17 protein-coding genes are annotated in these 17068 nt (G+C 57.5%); 13 read left to right on the top strand and 4 right to left on the bottom strand.

The genetic code is table 11. The features are described 5' to 3' along the window. Positions 1-179: 179 nt before the first annotated feature. On the bottom strand, positions 180-692 hold the full coding sequence (gene greB / locus BMX68_RS02140; protein ID WP_017134277.1) for a transcription elongation factor GreB: 513 nt from the start codon (positions 690-692) through the stop codon (positions 180-182). A gap of 92 nt (positions 693-784) precedes the next feature. Between greB and BMX68_RS02145 the strand changes: the two genes are divergently transcribed. From BMX68_RS02145 to BMX68_RS02185, 9 genes are all read left to right on the top strand, one after another. Beyond that, positions 785-982 (top strand): hypothetical protein, encoded by a 198-nt coding sequence (locus BMX68_RS02145; protein ID WP_017134276.1) that lies wholly within the window; start codon positions 785-787, stop codon positions 980-982. A gap of 151 nt (positions 983-1133) precedes the next feature. Further along, the gene (locus BMX68_RS02150; RefSeq protein WP_208599919.1) at positions 1134-2171 is read left to right on the top strand and encodes a LacI family DNA-binding transcriptional regulator; all 1038 of its coding nucleotides are present in this window, start codon (positions 1134-1136) and stop codon (positions 2169-2171) included. A 149-nt stretch (positions 2172-2320) separates the two neighbouring features. Then, positions 2321-3457: an acyl-CoA dehydrogenase family protein gene (locus BMX68_RS02155; RefSeq protein WP_017134274.1), complete on the top strand. Its 1137-nt coding sequence runs from the start codon at positions 2321-2323 to the stop codon at positions 3455-3457. A gap of 19 nt (positions 3458-3476) precedes the next feature. Continuing rightward, positions 3477-5090 (top strand): AMP-binding protein, encoded by a 1614-nt coding sequence (locus tag BMX68_RS02160; RefSeq protein WP_143063220.1) that lies wholly within the window; start codon positions 3477-3479, stop codon positions 5088-5090. A gap of 31 nt (positions 5091-5121) precedes the next feature. Next, a complete protein-coding gene (locus BMX68_RS02165; RefSeq protein WP_060783865.1) occupies positions 5122-5898 on the top strand; it encodes a citryl-CoA lyase in 777 nt (258 codons plus the stop codon). 5 nt (positions 5899-5903) lie between these two features. Next, complete coding sequence (locus BMX68_RS02170) at positions 5904-6401, top strand: acyl-CoA thioesterase (protein ID WP_017134272.1); 498 nt, start codon at positions 5904-5906, stop codon at positions 6399-6401. A gap of 3 nt (positions 6402-6404) precedes the next feature. Then, the gene (locus BMX68_RS02175) at positions 6405-7190 is read left to right on the top strand and encodes an enoyl-CoA hydratase/isomerase family protein (RefSeq protein ID WP_143063221.1); all 786 of its coding nucleotides are present in this window, start codon (positions 6405-6407) and stop codon (positions 7188-7190) included. Between the two features lie 214 nt (positions 7191-7404). After that, positions 7405-8151, top strand: coding sequence for an electron transfer flavoprotein subunit beta/FixA family protein (locus tag BMX68_RS02180; protein WP_026013446.1), 747 nt, complete (start codon positions 7405-7407; stop codon positions 8149-8151). A 13-nt stretch (positions 8152-8164) separates the two neighbouring features. Further along, positions 8165-9097: an electron transfer flavoprotein subunit alpha/FixB family protein gene (locus tag BMX68_RS02185; protein WP_026013445.1), complete on the top strand. Its 933-nt coding sequence runs from the start codon at positions 8165-8167 to the stop codon at positions 9095-9097. Positions 9098-9259: 162 nt separating this feature from the next. On the opposite strand, the gene BMX68_RS02190 is transcribed toward BMX68_RS02185, so the two are convergent. Then, positions 9260-10324: a LacI family DNA-binding transcriptional regulator gene (locus tag BMX68_RS02190; protein WP_017134268.1), complete on the bottom strand. Its 1065-nt coding sequence runs from the start codon at positions 10322-10324 to the stop codon at positions 9260-9262. Between the two features lie 323 nt (positions 10325-10647). Here BMX68_RS02190 and BMX68_RS02195 point away from each other — a divergent pair, with 323 nt between their 5' ends. Further along, complete coding sequence (locus BMX68_RS02195) at positions 10648-11160, top strand: RidA family protein (RefSeq protein ID WP_017134267.1); 513 nt, start codon at positions 10648-10650, stop codon at positions 11158-11160. Positions 11161-11291: 131 nt separating this feature from the next. Next, positions 11292-12596 (top strand): MFS transporter, encoded by a 1305-nt coding sequence (locus BMX68_RS02200; protein ID WP_017134266.1) that lies wholly within the window; start codon positions 11292-11294, stop codon positions 12594-12596. A 202-nt stretch (positions 12597-12798) separates the two neighbouring features. Here the strand turns inward: BMX68_RS02200 and BMX68_RS02205 are convergent, their stop codons facing one another. Both BMX68_RS02205 and BMX68_RS02210 read right to left on the bottom strand, forming a co-directional pair. Next, entirely contained in the window at positions 12799-15303 is a 2505-nt protein-coding gene (locus BMX68_RS02205) for an ABC transporter permease (protein WP_017134265.1), read from the bottom strand. After that, positions 15303-15986, bottom strand: coding sequence for an ABC transporter ATP-binding protein (locus BMX68_RS02210; protein WP_017134264.1), 684 nt, complete (start codon positions 15984-15986; stop codon positions 15303-15305). Before BMX68_RS02210 ends, BMX68_RS02205 begins: the two co-directional genes overlap by 1 nt. A 10-nt stretch (positions 15987-15996) precedes the next feature. On the opposite strand from BMX68_RS02210, the gene BMX68_RS02215 reads away from it, so the two are divergent. Then, complete coding sequence (locus tag BMX68_RS02215) at positions 15997-16602, top strand: arylesterase (protein ID WP_017134263.1); 606 nt, start codon at positions 15997-15999, stop codon at positions 16600-16602. A 55-nt stretch (positions 16603-16657) separates the two neighbouring features. Beyond that, a complete protein-coding gene (locus BMX68_RS02220; protein WP_017134262.1) occupies positions 16658-16951 on the top strand; it encodes a hypothetical protein in 294 nt (97 codons plus the stop codon). Positions 16952-17068 lie beyond the last annotated feature (117 nt).

The following is a 17068-nucleotide window of genomic DNA, read 5'->3' on the forward strand; positions in this document are numbered from 1 at the left end:
ATTAAGTGGTCCAGGCCTGCATTTATGCAATTCTCTGATTGCGCCAATGATAGTGGCATAATGATTGCCGATGCCCATTCAGACGAGAATGCTCATCAGATCGCGGCGACGGAGACCGACCGGCAGGTGGCCGACCAGGCGTTGCTGCCGTTCAAGGTCTGGCGAATGAGCCGATGATTTCAAGTGTTTGTGGGAAGCGGGGTGCCAGCTATATCGGGCGAGTTCTCATAAGTAACGCTGCTGACGTACCAGGTAGCCGCACCGTTGGGTGTTTGTACCACGACCTCATCACCTCGTTCTTTCTTCAGCAGGGCTCGGGCCATGGGCGAGTCTATCGAGATGTAGTCGTTGCGCCCGTAGATTTCGTCGTAGCCTACGATCCGGAATTTCTTGATCTCGCCATCGTCATTTTCTACTTCAACCCAGGCGCCGAAAAACACCTTTCCCTCCTGCTCGGGGGAGTAATCGACGACTCTGACATCTTCCAATCGCTTGCGCAGATACCTGACCCTTCGATCTATTTCGCGTAGCAGCTTTTTGTTGTACTGGTAATCCGCGTTTTCACTTCGGTCGCCGAGGGATGCCGCCCATGTTACTTTTTGGGTGATCTCGGGTCGGTAGACTCGCCACAAGTGATCGAGCTCTGCCTTAAGGGTGTCGTGGCCACCGCGAGTAATGATGTTTGTGGGCAATGCCGCCTCCTTTTTGAAAAGTTATGTGTACCCATCCGGTGCTGTGCATTGTGGCTTAACAGCATTTCCTCCGCACTCTTGAGAAAACCGAGGTGCTTATCCAGTTCGAGATCAGGCTCGCTAACACGCTCGGCCAGCCATCCTTGGATGGCATCAGCGACATCTGCTGGACAGTCGCCCAGAAAGACCCGGACATGCCGGTCGAGGCGCTCGTCCATGAAATTTCTCCCATCCAGGCGAGCGATGCAAGAGCAACCAAAGACTATCCACCCCGCGAATTGGTCGCTTAAAAAATCCAATGTTCATGTGGCTGATGCCGGAACCAGAGACCGCGCGTTGACCGTTGGCTTGTGCTCGCTTCGGGTCAGCCATCGACTACGCCATGCACAGCGATGGTAGAGTAACCCTTCGCAAAAATGCGGAACCACGGCGGAGCTTCCATTGGAACAGCGAATCAACATTGCAGGGCTTGCCCGTCATCTGGGGATAGCGGTATCCACTGTTTCAAAAGCCCTCAACAACCGCCCGGACGTGGGGGAGGCTACGCGCAAACGGGTGCTTGAAGCGGCCCAGAAGTTTGGTTTTGTGGTCGACCCGGCCGGTCGACGATTGCGCACGCAGACGTCCGAGACGATTGGCTTCGTGTTGTCGCCGCCGCAAACTCATTTCGCTCATCCATTCTTTCTCGACCTGCTCATGGGCATCGATCAGGCTTTGGAGAAGACGCCGTTTCAGTTGGTCATCGTCTCTGGGCGAACCCCTGAGGGTGAACTTGAAAGTTTTCGCCGTCTGGTCGAACGTCATCGTGTCGATGCGGTGATGTTCGGCAGGACTTGCTGCGACGACCCGCGAATCCGCTACCTTCAAGAGCGCAAGGTGCCCTTTGCCACCTTGGGCAGAAGTGAAACGGGCGAGCCTTTTCCCTACGTGGACATTGATCGCACGATTGCCGGGCGCGATGGTACCGCGCGCTTTATTGCCATGGGGCATCAACGAATCGGCCTGCTGAGCCCGCCGGCGGAGTTGATGATGAGCCGACATTTGCAAGACGGTTGTCGCGCGGCACTCGAGGCTGCGCGGATTCCCTTCGATCCTGCGTTGGTGGTTGAGGCACCTATGAGTAAAGAGGGGGGGATGAGCGGTGCACGTCAATTGCTGGCGCTGAACAACCCACCGACGGCGATCATGTGCGGGCACGATCTGATGGCTGCTGGGGCGATCCAGGCGGTTCTCGAAACCGGCCGGCGTCCAGGGCATGACATCGGAATCATCGGCTGTGACGATCATCCGCTCGGCCCCTACCTGACCCCCCCGCTGACCACTTTTTCCGCACCGACCGTTGCCGCCGGGCAGCGCATGGTCGAACTACTGCTGGCGCTGATGAATGGTCAGTCGCCCGAGCAACTGCAGGAAGTCTGGACGCCGGAGCTGATTCTGCGTTCTTCCCACGGCTTGCCGCTGATCACTGTCAACGACTGATTTTATCGTCACGCGGGCGCTTGGACACGTGGTGTTCATGATAAATCGAAAACGTTTTCGAAATTATGGATCTATGCTCTTGCAATTCCAGTAATGCATATCTATATTCATCCGAAATCGTTTTCGTCAAAACACCTCGGAGAATAATAATGGACAGTGAAGACATCGAAATGCTCCGCGCAACGACACGCCGTTTCGTGCGCTCGCGCTTAGTGCCGCTGGAGGAGGCAATCGAGATCGCCGACGACGTCGACGAAGCATTGCTCGCTCAGTTGCGCTCTGAAGTCGCGGCGCTGGGGCTGTATGGCTTCAACCTTCCTGAGTCGATTGGTGGTCCAGGTCTTAACGCTGCCGCCAAGCTGGCGATCTTGGAGGAGATGACTTACACGTCTGTGCCGTTAAGCGAGGTATTTGGTCATCTCCCACTGTCGCTTGGGCGATGCAACGCACAACAGCAGGATCGACTTCTTCCCGATCTGCTGTCGGGTAAAAAGATCCTGACCTACGCTTTGACCGAACCGAACGCCGGCTCCGATTTGAGCAATCTGCGCACGCGTGCCACCAAGACCGAGGGGGGCTGGTTGCTCACCGGCAGCAAACACTTTATTTCGCATGCGGAAACCTCGGATTACATCATCGTCCTTGCCGTCACCGATCCCGAAGCTTCCCTCAAGAGCAAGTTAACGACGTTTATTGTCGAGAGACGCAACCCAGGCGTTGTCGGCATGACTCGATACAAGAAAATGGGCTGGCGTGGTTACCATCTCAACGGCTTCTCGTTGGAAGATTGTTTTGTGCCGGATGCCGATGTGCTCGGCGAGCCGGGGGATGGCTTCTTGGTCATGATGGAGTCGATCAACCACGACCGGATTCTTTCCGCATGCCGCTCGACCAGCCTTGCGGCGCGCGCCCACGCCATGTCTTGCGAGTATGCAAATGAACGCACGGCTTCCGGCACCGCGATTGCCAATCATCAAGCGATCCAATTGATGATCGCGGACAACGATGTCGAGATCGAAGCGGCACGATTGCTTATTCAACGGGCCGCGGAGCTGGTGGAGGCCGATGTGCCTCAGGCCAGGATCGCGACCGCTCGGGCTAAGTTGTATGCGAGCGAAATGGGCTGCCGTGTCGCGGACCGCGCCTTACAGATATTCGGTGGCATGGGCTACATGTGCGAGCTTCCGATCGAGCGTTTTTATCGTGACGCACGGGCTTTCCGTATCGGCGAAGGAACCTCGGAAATGCAACGCCTGCAAATTGCGCGATATGCGCTTTGCGTATAAGACTCTGTGGAAGGCCATCATGTTGAAAAAGACTTCTGCTGTGATTGAGCCGGTCTTGCCGAGAACTTTGAGCCCGTTCGCTCACGACACTATCTCCACTACCGATTTGCCGATTCAGGCGTTTACAGAGCTGTTGGCGCATCATCCCGGGCTACCTGCCTGCCATTTCGGCGGGTTGTCCTTGAGCCGAGCCGAGCTCAGCGCTGGAGCAGCTAGTTCGGCAAGTTATCTTATATCTCTGGGTTTTGCCGCAGGTGACGTCCTTGCTGTTTGGCTGCCGGACAGCCCCGCGTGGTTACAATTGTTTTTCGCAGCGGCTTCAATGGGTGTGATCGTTGTACCGATCAGTACCCGTTACAAGGTTGCCGAAGCGAATCACGTAATTGAACTGAGCCGCGCCAAAGGATTGGTGATCGCCACGGCGTTTCTTGACTATGACTATCAAGGTGCTGCGGCTTCGCTCAAGTCGAACAACTCAACCCTTGAGCATATTCTTAGCGTTGATATAAATGCTGGCCTTATTAACTATGAGGCAGTAGTGAATTCCTTCGAGTCAATAGCGTCGACTCAGTTACCACTGATTACGTTCAGCACATCGGGAACCACTGGGCATCCGAAACTGGCGCTGCACACGCAGATGGGTATCGCGAAACACGCATTGAACGTCGCGCGTGCGCTGGAAGTTCGCCCCGGCGATGTGATGCTTTGCGCGTTGCCGTTGTATGGTGTCCTCGGGTTTGTGCAAGCACTCGCGGCACTCGCGGCAGGTGCGGCCTGTGTCTTGATGCCGGTGTTCAAAGGCGAGGAGGCCGCACAAGCGATCGAGCGGTATGGCGTCACACACAGTTTCGGTTCAGATGGACTGTTTGAGCGAATTTTCGATACCACCGACTATTCGCTCAGTTCATGGCGGCGCGGCGGTTTCACCGAGTTTGCAGGCCTTGGACAAAAGATCTGCAAAAAAGCCGAACAAGACTTAAATCTGTTGCTCACCGGCCTATATGGTATGTCGGAGTGTCTCGCCATTGCGGCGACACGTTATCCACATGACGATCCGCAAGTTCGCGCACTGGGTGGCGGCTCACCGGTATCTACAGAGATTCGCATACGTGTTGTGGACAGTGACAGTGGTCTGGAAGTTGCCGAAGGCAACCAAGGTGAATTGCAGATAACCGGTTACAACATTATGACTGGTTATTTGAATAACGATACCGCAACTGCCGACGCGTTCACCCCAGATGGTTGGTTCAAGACCGGAGACCTGGTGCGACGCACGGTCGATGGTTTCATTTACCTGGCAAGGCTCAATGACGGCATGCGCCTCGGCGGCTATCTGGTCGATCCTTCGGAAATCGAGCGGTTTCTGATTCAGCACGAGAGTGTTATCGGTGCACAGGTGGTTTCCGTGAAAAAGCCAGGCACGGGCGATGTGGCCGTGGCTTTCGTCAGATCAATCGACGCGCAGTTGTCTGAAACAGAGTTGCTTACTTACTGCAAGGCAGGGATCGCCAACTACAAAGTGCCGAAACGTATTGTTTTTGTAGATGAGTTTCCGGAGAAACCTGGCCCGAATGGCGTAAAGATTTTAAAGACTAAATTACGCGAGATGGCAGCCAGCGAACTGTCCGTTTAATTGCGGTATCACAACAATAGGTAGCTAAATAATGAAAGAGTCTCAAGTGAGGTCGGATATCGCCTGGGCAACCCCGTCAAAAGTGGTTATTCACGGGCTTGATCTGTGCGAGGAAATAGTGGGGAAGATCGATTTTGGGCAGATGACTTTCTTACAACTGTTCGGCCGGCTGCCTGAACAACGTGAGTTGCGGATGTTCAACGCAATGATGGTCATTCTGGTCGAGCATGGAATCACGCCTTCGTCCTTGGCCACGCGATTTACCTATTGCGGTGCGCCGGAGGCCGTTCAGGCGGCGGTGGCTGCTGGGCTGCTGGGGCTGGGGTCAGTGTTTGTCGGCTCGCTCGACAACGCCGCGAAATTGTTGCAGGAAACAATTCCCGCCAATACCACCCTAGCGGATCCGCAGGCAAAGGCCGCCGAGATCGTTGCGGGTTATCGTTCGCGCAAGGAAATTATCCCGGGTATCGGACATCCATTTCACAAGCCGATCGACCCGCGCAGTGTCGCGTTGTTCCAGGTTGCGAAAGAAACCGGGTATGACGGGCCCTACGTTGCACTGATGAGTGCGATCGCCGAGCAAGCAACACATCAGGCCGGTCGTCCGCTTCCCTTGAATGTGACCGGAGCCATGGGGGCTGTCGCCTCGGAGATGGGTATCCCGTGGAAAATCTGTCGTGGTTTGGCGGTCGCGGCACGAGCCGTTGGATTGGTCGGGCATGTGCTGGAGGAGATGCGCCAACCCATGGCCGAGACGCTCTATCTGCGCACCGAGCATGAGGCGACGGTACATCTGCAAGAGGGGTAAGCGACATGTCAACTGGCGCTGTATCAACATCGAACCGTGCTGGACCCAACCCTGCTCTGGCACGTGAAGAGTGTGCTTTCTGGACGCAAGAGAAGCTGCGCAACGCAGATACCGATCAGTTCCACCACGTGAACAACGCGGTGATATCGACGCTATTCGAAGCGGCTCGAATGGAAATCCTAGCCGACGAAGCCTTAAAAGCGTCGATGGCTGGCAAGATCGTGGTGATAGCACATCTGTCGATTGACTTTTTGAACGAGGTCTATTTTCCGGGAGTTGTCGAGATCGGTTCTAGCACCATCAGAGTCGGGCGCACGTCATTTGAGCTGGCGCAAGGATTGTTCGTTGGCTCTCAGTGTTGCGCGTCTGCACGAGCGGTCTGCGTGCTCATCGACGTTGAGCGTCGCGAGCCGACAGCGATTTCGGAGGCGATTCGAACTCATTTGCTTAAGAGGGCGGCGAGCGTGAGCTCCGCGTCAGTCTCTACTGCACCGGCGAGGTGAAAAATGTCTGGAAATTTTACAAAGATCCTATTCGAGATGCGCGACGGCATTGCCGTCATCACCCTGAACGACCCGGAACGGCGCAATGCACTGTCCCGCCAGCTTGTCGGCGAAGTGTTCGACGCGCTTGAGCTAAGTGGCGCCGCGGCTGCGCGTGCCATTGTGATTGCTTCGAGTGGCACGGCCTTTTGCGCCGGTGCGAATATCGACGATTTGCGCGATGGATGGATGGAGCGCGCTGACCCCGCGACCGATCCCGCGCTGTTGTTCAAACGGCTGGTTGAGGAGCCTCGGGTCGTTATTGCGGCGGTACAAGGAGCGGCGTTAGGTGGCGGTTTTGAACTCTCGCTTGCGTGTGACCTGGTCGTCGCCGCCGAAGAGGCATGGTTCTCCCTGCCGGAAGTATCGCGCGGGGTCATTCCCAATACCGCTCTGGCACTTCTTCAATCGATGGTGGGGTCGCGTGTCGCCCTGGAGCTGATTGTGAGCGGCAGACGAGTGGGGAGCGCCGAGGGGCTTTCCCGGGGCTTGATCAATGCACTGGCGCCACGTGAGTCTGTTGTCGAAAGAGCTGTTGCATGGGCACAGGAGATTGTTTCCAAGGCACCTCCTGGCGCACTTTTGACCGCGAAGCGCAATCTGCATGCCCATGCGGCATATGACTGGGCGCGGGTGCAGCGTTCGGTAAGCGACGTTCCACGCGCCGAATGGCAGGAAGGGCTGGATGCGTTTACTGAAAAACGCGACGCGGATTTCGAAGCTTTTTGGCACGCGACCGGATCGGCCTAGTCGGCAAAAGGTGGACTTTGTTGTTATCCCATCCAAAGTCAGTGTCAGTTACTGCATTTATTCTATGTATTCAGGGACGAATAAGTCGTGGATGGTTCATTGAGCGGATGGTTCAACTTCGATAGCAACTTGGCGCACATCGAATCGTTGATTCGAAGTGGAGTCTTCGGGCCACAGGTGCAAACTTGTTGTTTATTTTGCGGAGGGCAGAGTAGTGAAAGCACTAGTATCAGTTAAGCGTGTTGTCGACTATAACGTGAAAGTTCGGCCCAAAGCCGATGGAAGCGGTGTGGAACTCGCCAACGTGAAAATGTCTATTAATCCATTCGACGAAATTGCGGTGGAGGAAGCTGTCCGGTTGAAGGAAATCGGCGCGGTGAGCGAGGTGGTGGTGGTCTCGTGTGGACCGTCGCAATGCCAGGAGACACTGCGGGTCGCGCTCGCAATGGGGGCTGATCGGGCAATACTCGTCGACTCTTCAGTTGAATTACAACCGCTTGCCGTGGCCAAGCTTCTCCACGCAGTCGTCGCTCGCGAATCCCCACAATTGATCATTTTGGGCAAGCAGGCCATTGACGACGATAGTAACCAGACTGGCCAAATGCTCGCTGCCTTAGCCGGGCTTGCGCAGGCAACTTTCGCTTCAGAAATTTCGCTCGCGGCGGGTCAGCTTCAAGTGACCCGTGAGATCGATGGTGGACTTGAAACGCTCTCGCTTACGCTTCCCGCGGTGGTAACGACGGACCTGCGACTCAATGATCCGCGCTATGCCACCCTGCCTAACATCATGAAGGCCAAGAAGAAGCCTTTGGACGTCATCACCCCGCAGATACTCGGCGTGGACGTGACCCCGCGATTGAAAACGTTGCGCGTGGCGGCGCCGGCGAATCGGGCGGCAGGCATCAAGGTGCCGGATGTCCGGACGTTGATCGAAAAACTGAATGAAACTAACGTTCTATAGAGCGGGGTAGAAAATGACTATTCTGGTAATTGGCGAACATGACAATACATCAGTCAAACCAGCAACGCTGAATACGCTTGGCGCGGCAAAAATGGTGGGCGGCGATATCGATTTGCTTATTGTTGGGCACGATGTGCAGCAGGCGGTCGATGCGGCATCGAAGATCGTCGGCATTCGGCGGGTTCTGGTTGCCCAGGCAGCACACCTTGCGGATCAGTTGTCAGAAAATGTTCAAGCTACCGTGATGCAGCTGGCGAGGAATTACAGCCATATTTTTGCGCCCGCGACTGCCTTCGGCAAGAATATCGCGCCGCGTATTGCTGCAGCGCTGGACGTGGCGCAGATCAGTGATGTGATCGCGGTTGAAAGTCCGGACACCTTTCAGCGTCCGATCTACGCGGGAGGTCTGATCGCTACGGTGCAATCCGAAGATAGCGTGAAGGTTGTGACGGTCCGGACCACCGGATTCGAAGCCGTCGCAGCCACGGGCGCAGATGCACCGATCGAACAGGTACCAGCCGCACCGGACCAGGGCCTGTCGACATTTATAAGCCGACAGATCGCGAAGATGGACCGTCCGGAGTTGACGGCTGCACGGATCGTCGTTTCGGGCGGCCGTGGCCTGGGCAATGGTGAGTATTACCAGGATATGCTGCGCCCGCTGGCAGACAAGTTAGGTGCGGCACTGGGCGCTTCCCGTGCGGCGGTGGATGCCGGTTTTGTCCCGAACGATTATCAAGTGGGACAAACGGGGAAGATTGTTGCACCTGATCTTTATTTTGCTATCGGCATTTCGGGGGCGATTCAGCATTTGGCGGGTATGAAAGACAGCAAAGTGATTGTGGCGATCAACAAAGATCCAGAGGCACCGATATTCGCAGTGGCTGACTACGGTCTGGTAGGCGATCTGTTTGAGATCGTACCTGAGTTGACCGCGTCCATCTGACTGCACGACAAATGGCCATGCGTGGTTAGATCGGCTTGGGCCGCAAGTCGGTCAGTAGAAGCAAGAGGCACAATGTGAGTGTTGAGCCTCTTGTTCTTCTAGGCTCTGTACGAAATGTATCCGCTCTTCTGCTATACCCCTCATCAACCGGCATGACGTGGCTCAGGCTGATTGCTTAGGCGATACAAGTTTGTCCTTCGCAGAGCTCTGACTTTGCTCACGGTAAGGACCGTCGGAAGCGCGAATGATCAGTTCCGGTGTCCAGACTTCCTGCAGTTCCTGAGGGGGCTTGCCCGCTAGTCGCTCAAGTAACATTTGCGCCATTCGCTTACCCGCACGATACGTCTCAGCCGAAAAGGTCGTCAGCGAGGGCTGTACAAAGCGGCCGATTGGATGATTGTCGCCACCAATGACGCCGACATCGCGCCCCGCTGCTTTGCCTGTTTCGGCAATGCCACGTAACACGCCTAGCGCTATCAAGTCATGGCCGCACACGATGGCCGTGGGTGGGTCTGGGAGTGTAAGCAGCCGACGCGCGGCGTCCGCCCCGCCTTCTTCAGATATCTCGGCTTCTACACAAAGCGTTTCATCGTAGTGGATTCCCGCGGCACGCAGAGCCTCTACATACCCCGCATGTTCGAGGTGACTGAACATCAGGTACTCGGGAGCATGAACGAGGGCAATCCGGCGATGACCTAATGCGATGAATCGTGCACACCCGGAGCGGCCGACGACGTAATGATCGATATCGACATAGGGAAAACTGTTGGATGTTTCGCTTCTGCCGAAAGCGACAAAAGGAATGTCCTGTTCGAGAAGGTAGGCGATGCGCTCGTCGTGTCGACGCGTGCGTGCGAAGAGCAGGGCGTCGACACGCTGGCGTTTGATCAGTCGTTTAAACAGATCCATTTCCGCTTCCACGCTTCGTGCGGAAGCAACGATAACCTGATGACCGGTATCGTCCATTGCTTCATTCACGCCCATCAGCATGTCCAGAAAGAAGGGGTGAGCGAATGATGTCTGGGGAGGCGAGAGGACGAACGCGATGGTGTCGGCCGCTTTGCGCCGCAAGCGGCGTGCGGAAGGATCCGGAGAAAAGCCGAGTGACGCTGCCGCTTCGAGTATGCGCTTACGGGTTGCGGGGCTGACGTCCTCCCGCCCATTGAGCGCCTTCGAAACAGTGCTGATGGAGAGGTTGAGCGTGGCTGCAAATGCTTGAATGTTCATTTCACCTCTACTGGAGCAACCGTGATTGATGCATCGAAAACGATTTTATCACCCCTGACTCCGTTAGGGTGAAACCGACGAATGCGGCTGTTTCTCCACAAGATAAACGTTTTCGAAATAAAGACAGGCTCTCGGCATAAAAAGACGAATATCGTGATTTGCTTTTCGCCGATGACGCATCGTTATTACGAATTATTTCAAAGAAAAAAATATGGTTATCAGTGAGTTAGAATCAATTTTGCCATATCAGGTGGCTGTTTGAATTTTAGACAGAAAACGTTTTCGTAAATCTGTGTTTTTGCGATTGAACTTTTCAGAAAGCAATGGTAGATTTCTTATCGAAATCGATTTCGTTAAAACAAAAATTCCATTGCGCATCGATAACCTTGAGTGCTGCGAGCGCGACGGAGCGGAATTCCTCTGTATTTCTATTGGTGGAGAACGCTTTGATAGAACACATCCTCACTCAGAAAGCTCCTTTGCCGAGGGGGCACTATGCCCAGGCAACCAAGGCGAATGGCTTTGTTTTCGTATCGGGTCAACTACCGCTGACAACCGACACCCCTCTCACCCTTCCAGAAGGACTTGATGCACAGGTCCTGCAAGCCCTTTCAAATATGCGTGAAGTGCTCCTCGCGGCAGGGACCGATGTGGGAGCGCTGGTGAGCGTCCAGATTTATGTTTCAAACATTGATAACTGGCCGCGTGTCAATGAGCTTTATCGACAGTTTATCGGTGATCCGGCACCGGCTCGAACGGTGGTGCCGTGCGGTGAACTCCATTATGGGGCGATGGTGGAGATTAGTGCGGTTGCCCTATGCAGTGACGTTTCATAAAGACAAGAACAATTAAATGAATGTCGCGCGAAAGTAGTGTCTGTACGTCGCGCTGCCCTGAGGAAATGCCGTTGAGACAGTACTGCGAGCGTGGCAAGCGCAGCCTGTCTCATCCGAGGAGGAGATCGATTATGAAGGCTTTTGACTGGTACAAAGCGGCTAGCCCGATAGAGCGGAGAACATTTTGGGGCTGCTTCGGCGGTTGGACTCTGGATACGTTTGATAATCAGGTTTTGGCGTTTCTGCTGCCTGTGCTGATGGCAACGTGGCATTTCTCTAAACCGGAAGCGGGATTGATTGTAACCTCCTCTTTGCTCTCCACTGCCTTGGGAGGATGGGTGGCGGGTATTCTGAGCGATCGTTATGGGCGGGTACGTATCCTAACGTGGGCAATTATCTGGTTTACCGGCTTCAGTGTCGTTGCCGGGTTCACCCAGTCTTATCATCAATTGCTGGTCGTGAGAGCGTTGCAGGGGATAGGGTTCGGTGCGGAATGGGCTGTCGGGGCGGCACTGATGGCTGAAGTCATCAACCCAGCGCATCGAGGAAAAGCGCTAGGTCTCGTGCAAAGCGGCTTCTCCATTGGATGGGCGCTCGCCGCGATGGTTACCGGTTTGCTTTTGGCGTATTTCCCGGAGTCCATAGCCTGGAGGATGGCGTTCTGGATTGGTGTTATTCCGGCCGTGTTTGTGCTGATGTTGCGCCGATATATTCCTGAGCCGAAAATCTTCAGCGAGGCCAAAGCCGTGACGGGCGGGGTAGCAGAGGCGACATGGCGCTCCTCGTTTCACAAGGATGTTCGGCGCTCCAGTCTTCTCGCCGCATTGCTGATTACCGGGCTGCAAGGGGGCAGCTACGCCATCATGGTCTGGCTACCGACGATGCTGGCCCAGGTCCGCCACTTGCCTGCATCGTCTGTTGCCATGATGATAACGATGATGAGCGTTGGCTCCTTTATCGGGCAAGTATGCTTCGCTTACCTGAACGATTCCCTGGGGCGTCGGTTCACCATGATGGCGTTCTGTCTGTTCTCCGCATTCCTGACCGGCGTTTACCTTCTCGTGCCAATGAATGCATGGCTGTTGACGTTGTTGGGGCTGCCGGTGGGTATGGGTATCAATGGCGTATTTGCAGGTGTCGGTCCCATGTTGTCGGAGCTTTTTCCAACTCGGATTCGAACGACGTGCATGGGCTTTTCCTACAACGTTGGCAAGTCGATGGGGGCGATGAGCGTTGCGCTGGTGGGGGTAACCGCTGAATATCTCGGCCTGTTGAGTTCAATCGCTCTTTTCTGCTTCATGGGGTATTTCATCGCATTGGTTGCCCTGGCGCTCTTACCGGAAACACGCGGTCGGGATCTCTCGAACATTGCGCCTATCGACGACGCCTACCAGCGGACGGATTTAACAGAACAAGCGCAACCTGTCCGCAGGTAGCAGCGTTTGCCAGGGAAGGTTTGGCTAACAGTTGCGATAATAAAGCTGGGTGATCGCAACTGTTAGTCGCGGCTATCGCTTGTCTCTACGCTGAACATCCCTATCGATTTTGTGAGTGGTGGTCGATGATGGCACCGTTGCTCAGGTCGTTGTGAGTAACGGCCCATCGTCAATCGATCAAGTGAACAGGGACGCGAGTCGATCAACCCTCGCGCAGCACTGTCAGCGGACTGGCATTCAGTGCCCGACGGGTACCGAATACGCCCGCGCCGCCGATCATCAACGCACCGATCACTGGCAGCAGCAATAGCCATGGATGAGGGTGCCAGGGCAGGTCGAAGGCGAACCGGTACAACACCAGGCTCGCCAGCTCTGCGCCCAGCGCTGCCAGCAGGCCACTGACCGCGCCCAGCAGGCCGAACTCGATCCGCCGGGCCTTGACCAGCAATCGTCGCTCCGCCCCCAGCGCCCGCAACAGCGCACCCTGGCGAATACGTTCGTCGAGGGTTGCCTGCAAGCCGGAGAACAGCACCGCCATGCCCGCCGCGAGGACGAACAGCAACACGTACTCGACCGCGATGGTGACTTGCGCCAGGATGCTGCGCAGTTGTTCGAGCAAGGCCTCGACCTGCAAGACGGTCACCGCCGGGAAGTCCCGAGCCAGCTCGACGATGTCCTTGTCATGCCCCGGTGCCAGATAGAAGCTGGTCAGGTAGGTTGCCGGCAGGTTCTGCAAGGTGCCGGGCTGGAAGATCATAAAGAAGTTCGGCTGGAAGTTGTCCCAGTTGATACTGCGTAAGCTGGCCACCCGCGCTTCGCGGTTGGCGCCACCGACGGTGAACACCAGGTGATCGCCGAGCTTGAGTTTCAGGCTGTCGGCAACCTTGGCCTCCACTGAAACACCGGGAATATCGCCTCCCAGTCGCGCCGACCACCAACTGCCGGCCGTCAGCGTGTTACCCGGCGGCAGGTCGGCGGCCCAGGTCAGGCTGAGGTCGCGCTGGATCGCGCGGTCACCGCTGGAGTCCTTGCTGACGATCTCCTGCACCGGCTTGCCGTTGATGCTGATCAGGCGACCCGGCACCACCGGGTAGATCGGTGCCGATTGCGCCGACAGCTTGATCAGGTGGTCACGGAAGCCGTCTTTGTCCGCCGGCAGGATATTCAGGGCGAAATAGTTCGGCGCGTTCTTGGGCAATTGGTTCTGCCAGGTGTCCAGCAACTCGCCGCGCAGCAGCGCGATCAGCGCCATGGATAGCAGGATCAGGCCGAAGGCCAGGGATTGGCCGGCGGCTGCCAGCGGATGGCGTAGCAACTGGCCCAGTCCCAGGCGCCAGGGCAGTGCTGCCCCGGCCAGCAGTCGACGCAGGCTTTGCAGGCCGAGGAGTAGCAGGCCCCCGAGCAGTAGCGCGGCCATCACACCGCCGCCGAGCAGGGCAAAGGTCAGCACCAGGTCGAGGCTCAGGCGCCACATGATCAAGCCCAGAGCGAGCAGCGCCGCGCCGTAGACCAGCCAGGTGCTGGCAGGGATCGGCAGCAGGTCGCGGCGCAGTACCCGTAGCGGCGGTACCCGGCCCAGCGCGGCCAGCGGCGGCAGAGCGAAACCGGCCAGGGCCACCAGGCCAGTGCCGATACCGGCCACGGCTGGCATCAGGCCGCCAGGCGGCACATCGGCGGGCAACAGGTCGTGCAGCAGATAGAACAACCCCAGTTGTGCCAGCCAGCCGACCAGGGCTCCGCCGATACTGGCGAGCAGACCAAGGATCGCCAACTGCAGGCTGAACAGTGCCATGGTTTCCCGGCGCGACAGCCCGAGACAGCGCAGCAGGGCGCTGGCATCGAAACGGCGGGCGGCGAAGCGTGCCGCACTGAGGGCCACGGCCACCCCGGACAGTAGAACCGCCACCAGGCTTGCCATGTTTAGGTAGCGCTCGGCCTTGCCCAGGGCTCCCCCGATCTGCTGGTTGCCGTCGCGGGCATCCAGCAGGCGTTGGTTCGCCTCCAGTCCCGGTTTGAGCAGGTCGCGATAAGTGGCCAGGGCGCTGGCCGGGCCCCGCCAGAGTTCCCGATAGCTGACCCGGCTGCCGGGCTGCACCACGCCGGTGGCTTGCAGGTCCGTGAGGTTGATCAGTACACGGGGAGTCAGGCTGTAGAAGTTGCCGGCCCGGTCTGGCTCATAGGTGAGTACCCGTGCCAGGCGCAGGGTCTTCATACCGACATCGATGCTGTCGCCAATTTTCAGGCCCAGCGCCGTCATCAGCCGGGCTTCGACCCAGGCCTCGCCGGGGCGGGGTTCGCCACCGGCGGTTTCGGTGCCAAACGGCTCGGCGGCGCTTTTCAGTTCGCCGCGCAAGGGATAGCGGTCGTCGACGGCCTTGATGCTCGACAGTTGGATGCCGTTGTCGGTGGCGATCACGCTGGCGAACTCGACGATCCGCGCATGCTCCAGGCCCAGGTCACGGCCACTGCGGATCTGTTCCGGGTGCGCTGGCGAGGTACCCTCGAGCACCAGGTCGGCAGCGAGGAATTCGGTGGCGCGCAGCATCATCGCGTCGTTCAGGCGGGCGCCGAAATAGCCGATGGCAGTGCTGGTTGCCACGGCGACCAGCAGGGCGAAAAACAATACCCGCAGCTCGCCGGCACGGGCGTCGCGCATGAGCTGGCGGCCAGCAAGGCTAAACAGACGTAACAGCGGCAAGCGTGCCATCAAGGCTCCAGGGGGCCGACCAGTTGGCCGGCGTCAAGGCGGATCAGGCGCCGGCAGCGGTGGGCCAGGCGTTCGTCGTGGGTCACCAGCACCAGTGTGGTACCGCGCTCCTTGTTCAATTCGAACAACAGGTCGCTGATACGTTCGCCCGTGTGGCTGTCGAGGTTGCCAGTCGGTTCATCGGCGAACAGCACCTCCGGCTCGGCGGCAAAGGCCCGGGCGATGGCCACCCGTTGCTGCTCGCCACCGGACAACTGGCGCGGCGAATGAGTCAGGCGCTGGCCCAGGCCGACCCGTTCCAGCAGGTGGCGGGCACGCTCGCGGGCGTCGTGGCGGCCATCCAATTCCAGCGGCAGCATGACGTTCTCCAGGGCGTTGAGGCTGTCGAGCAACTGGAAGCTCTGGAACACGAAGCCGACGTGTTCGGCGCGGATTCGCGCACGTTGATCCTCGTCCAGGCTGCTCAGGGCACGCCCGGCGAGGGTGACTTCACCGCTGCTGGGCAGGTCGAGGCCGGCCAGCAGGCCAAGCAGGGTGGATTTGCCGGAGCCCGAGGCACCGACGATGGCCAGGCTGTCGCCCTTGTTCAACGTCAAGCTCAAAGGGTGCAAGATGGTCAGCTCACCTTCCGCGCTGGGAACCACTTTGCTAAGGTTCTGCGCGGTGAGAATGCTTTGGCTCATGGAGAATCCGATGCGAGTGTGGTTTTTGAGTACCGGCCTGGCCTTGCTGTGCATGGCCCAGAGCGCGGCGGCAGGTACAGTTCTGATTGTTGGCGATAGTATCAGCGCAGCTTTCGGCCTGGATACCCGTGTCGGTTGGGTGTCATTGCTCGAAAGGCGCCTCAAGGACGAGGGTTTCAAGGACAAAGTGGTCAATGCCTCCATCAGTGGCGACACCAGTGCCGGTGGCCAGGCACGGCTGCCCGCGCTGCTTGCCGAGCATAAACCGGACCTGGTGATTCTCGAACTGGGGGGCAACGATGGCCTGCGCGGGCAGTTGCCGGCGCAATTGAAACAAAACCTTGCATCGATGATCGACCAATCCCAAGCCAGCGGCGCCAAGGTTCTGCTACTGGGCATGCAATTGCCGCCCAACTATGGTGCGCGTTACCTCAAGGCGTTTGCCGAGGTGTATCCGACATTGGCTCAGGAGAAGAACATCCCGCTGGTACCGTTTTTCCTCGACGGCGTGGGCGGTCATCCAGAACTGATGCAGGCCGACGGCATTCACCCGGCACCGGCGGGTCAGAGCAAGTTGCTCGATAACGTCTGGCCGACCTTGAAACCGCTGCTTTGAGCTTTTTTAGCAGCGATTTTTCGGCTAAGGTGGCGCCCCCGATTTGGAGCCGCCGATGCAGCGTCCCGCCTGGTCCCTATTTGCTTATCAACTGATCGAACCTGACGAGCAGTTGGACCTGTTCGCCTGCCAGGAAGTGCGGGTACATCTGGTTACGCGTCAGTTGGAGTTGGGTGGCTCCGCCGACCGGACGCTCTGCGGCACTTTGCTGCCAGCGCAACCACGCTGGTCGGGAGTGGATAAGTCGATCTTCCGCGACCAGCGCCTGTGCCCATTTTGCCGGGCGATTCTCGAATCGCAGAAACGCGGTACGCCGCCGATCTGGCCGGAATTGCGTTTCGAGCTGTAAAACCTGTCTGTCTCCTCGCTCAAGCGCTGCCAATGTCCTCGGGGACGAGCTCCCGTTGTGGGGGAGCGTCGGTGTATAATGAGTGCTTATTTCACCGTTGATCATGCGAAGGATTCC

It is taken from the genome of Pseudomonas agarici, from assembly GCF_900109755.1.
GTDB lineage: Bacteria > Pseudomonadota > Gammaproteobacteria > Pseudomonadales > Pseudomonadaceae > Aquipseudomonas > Aquipseudomonas agarici.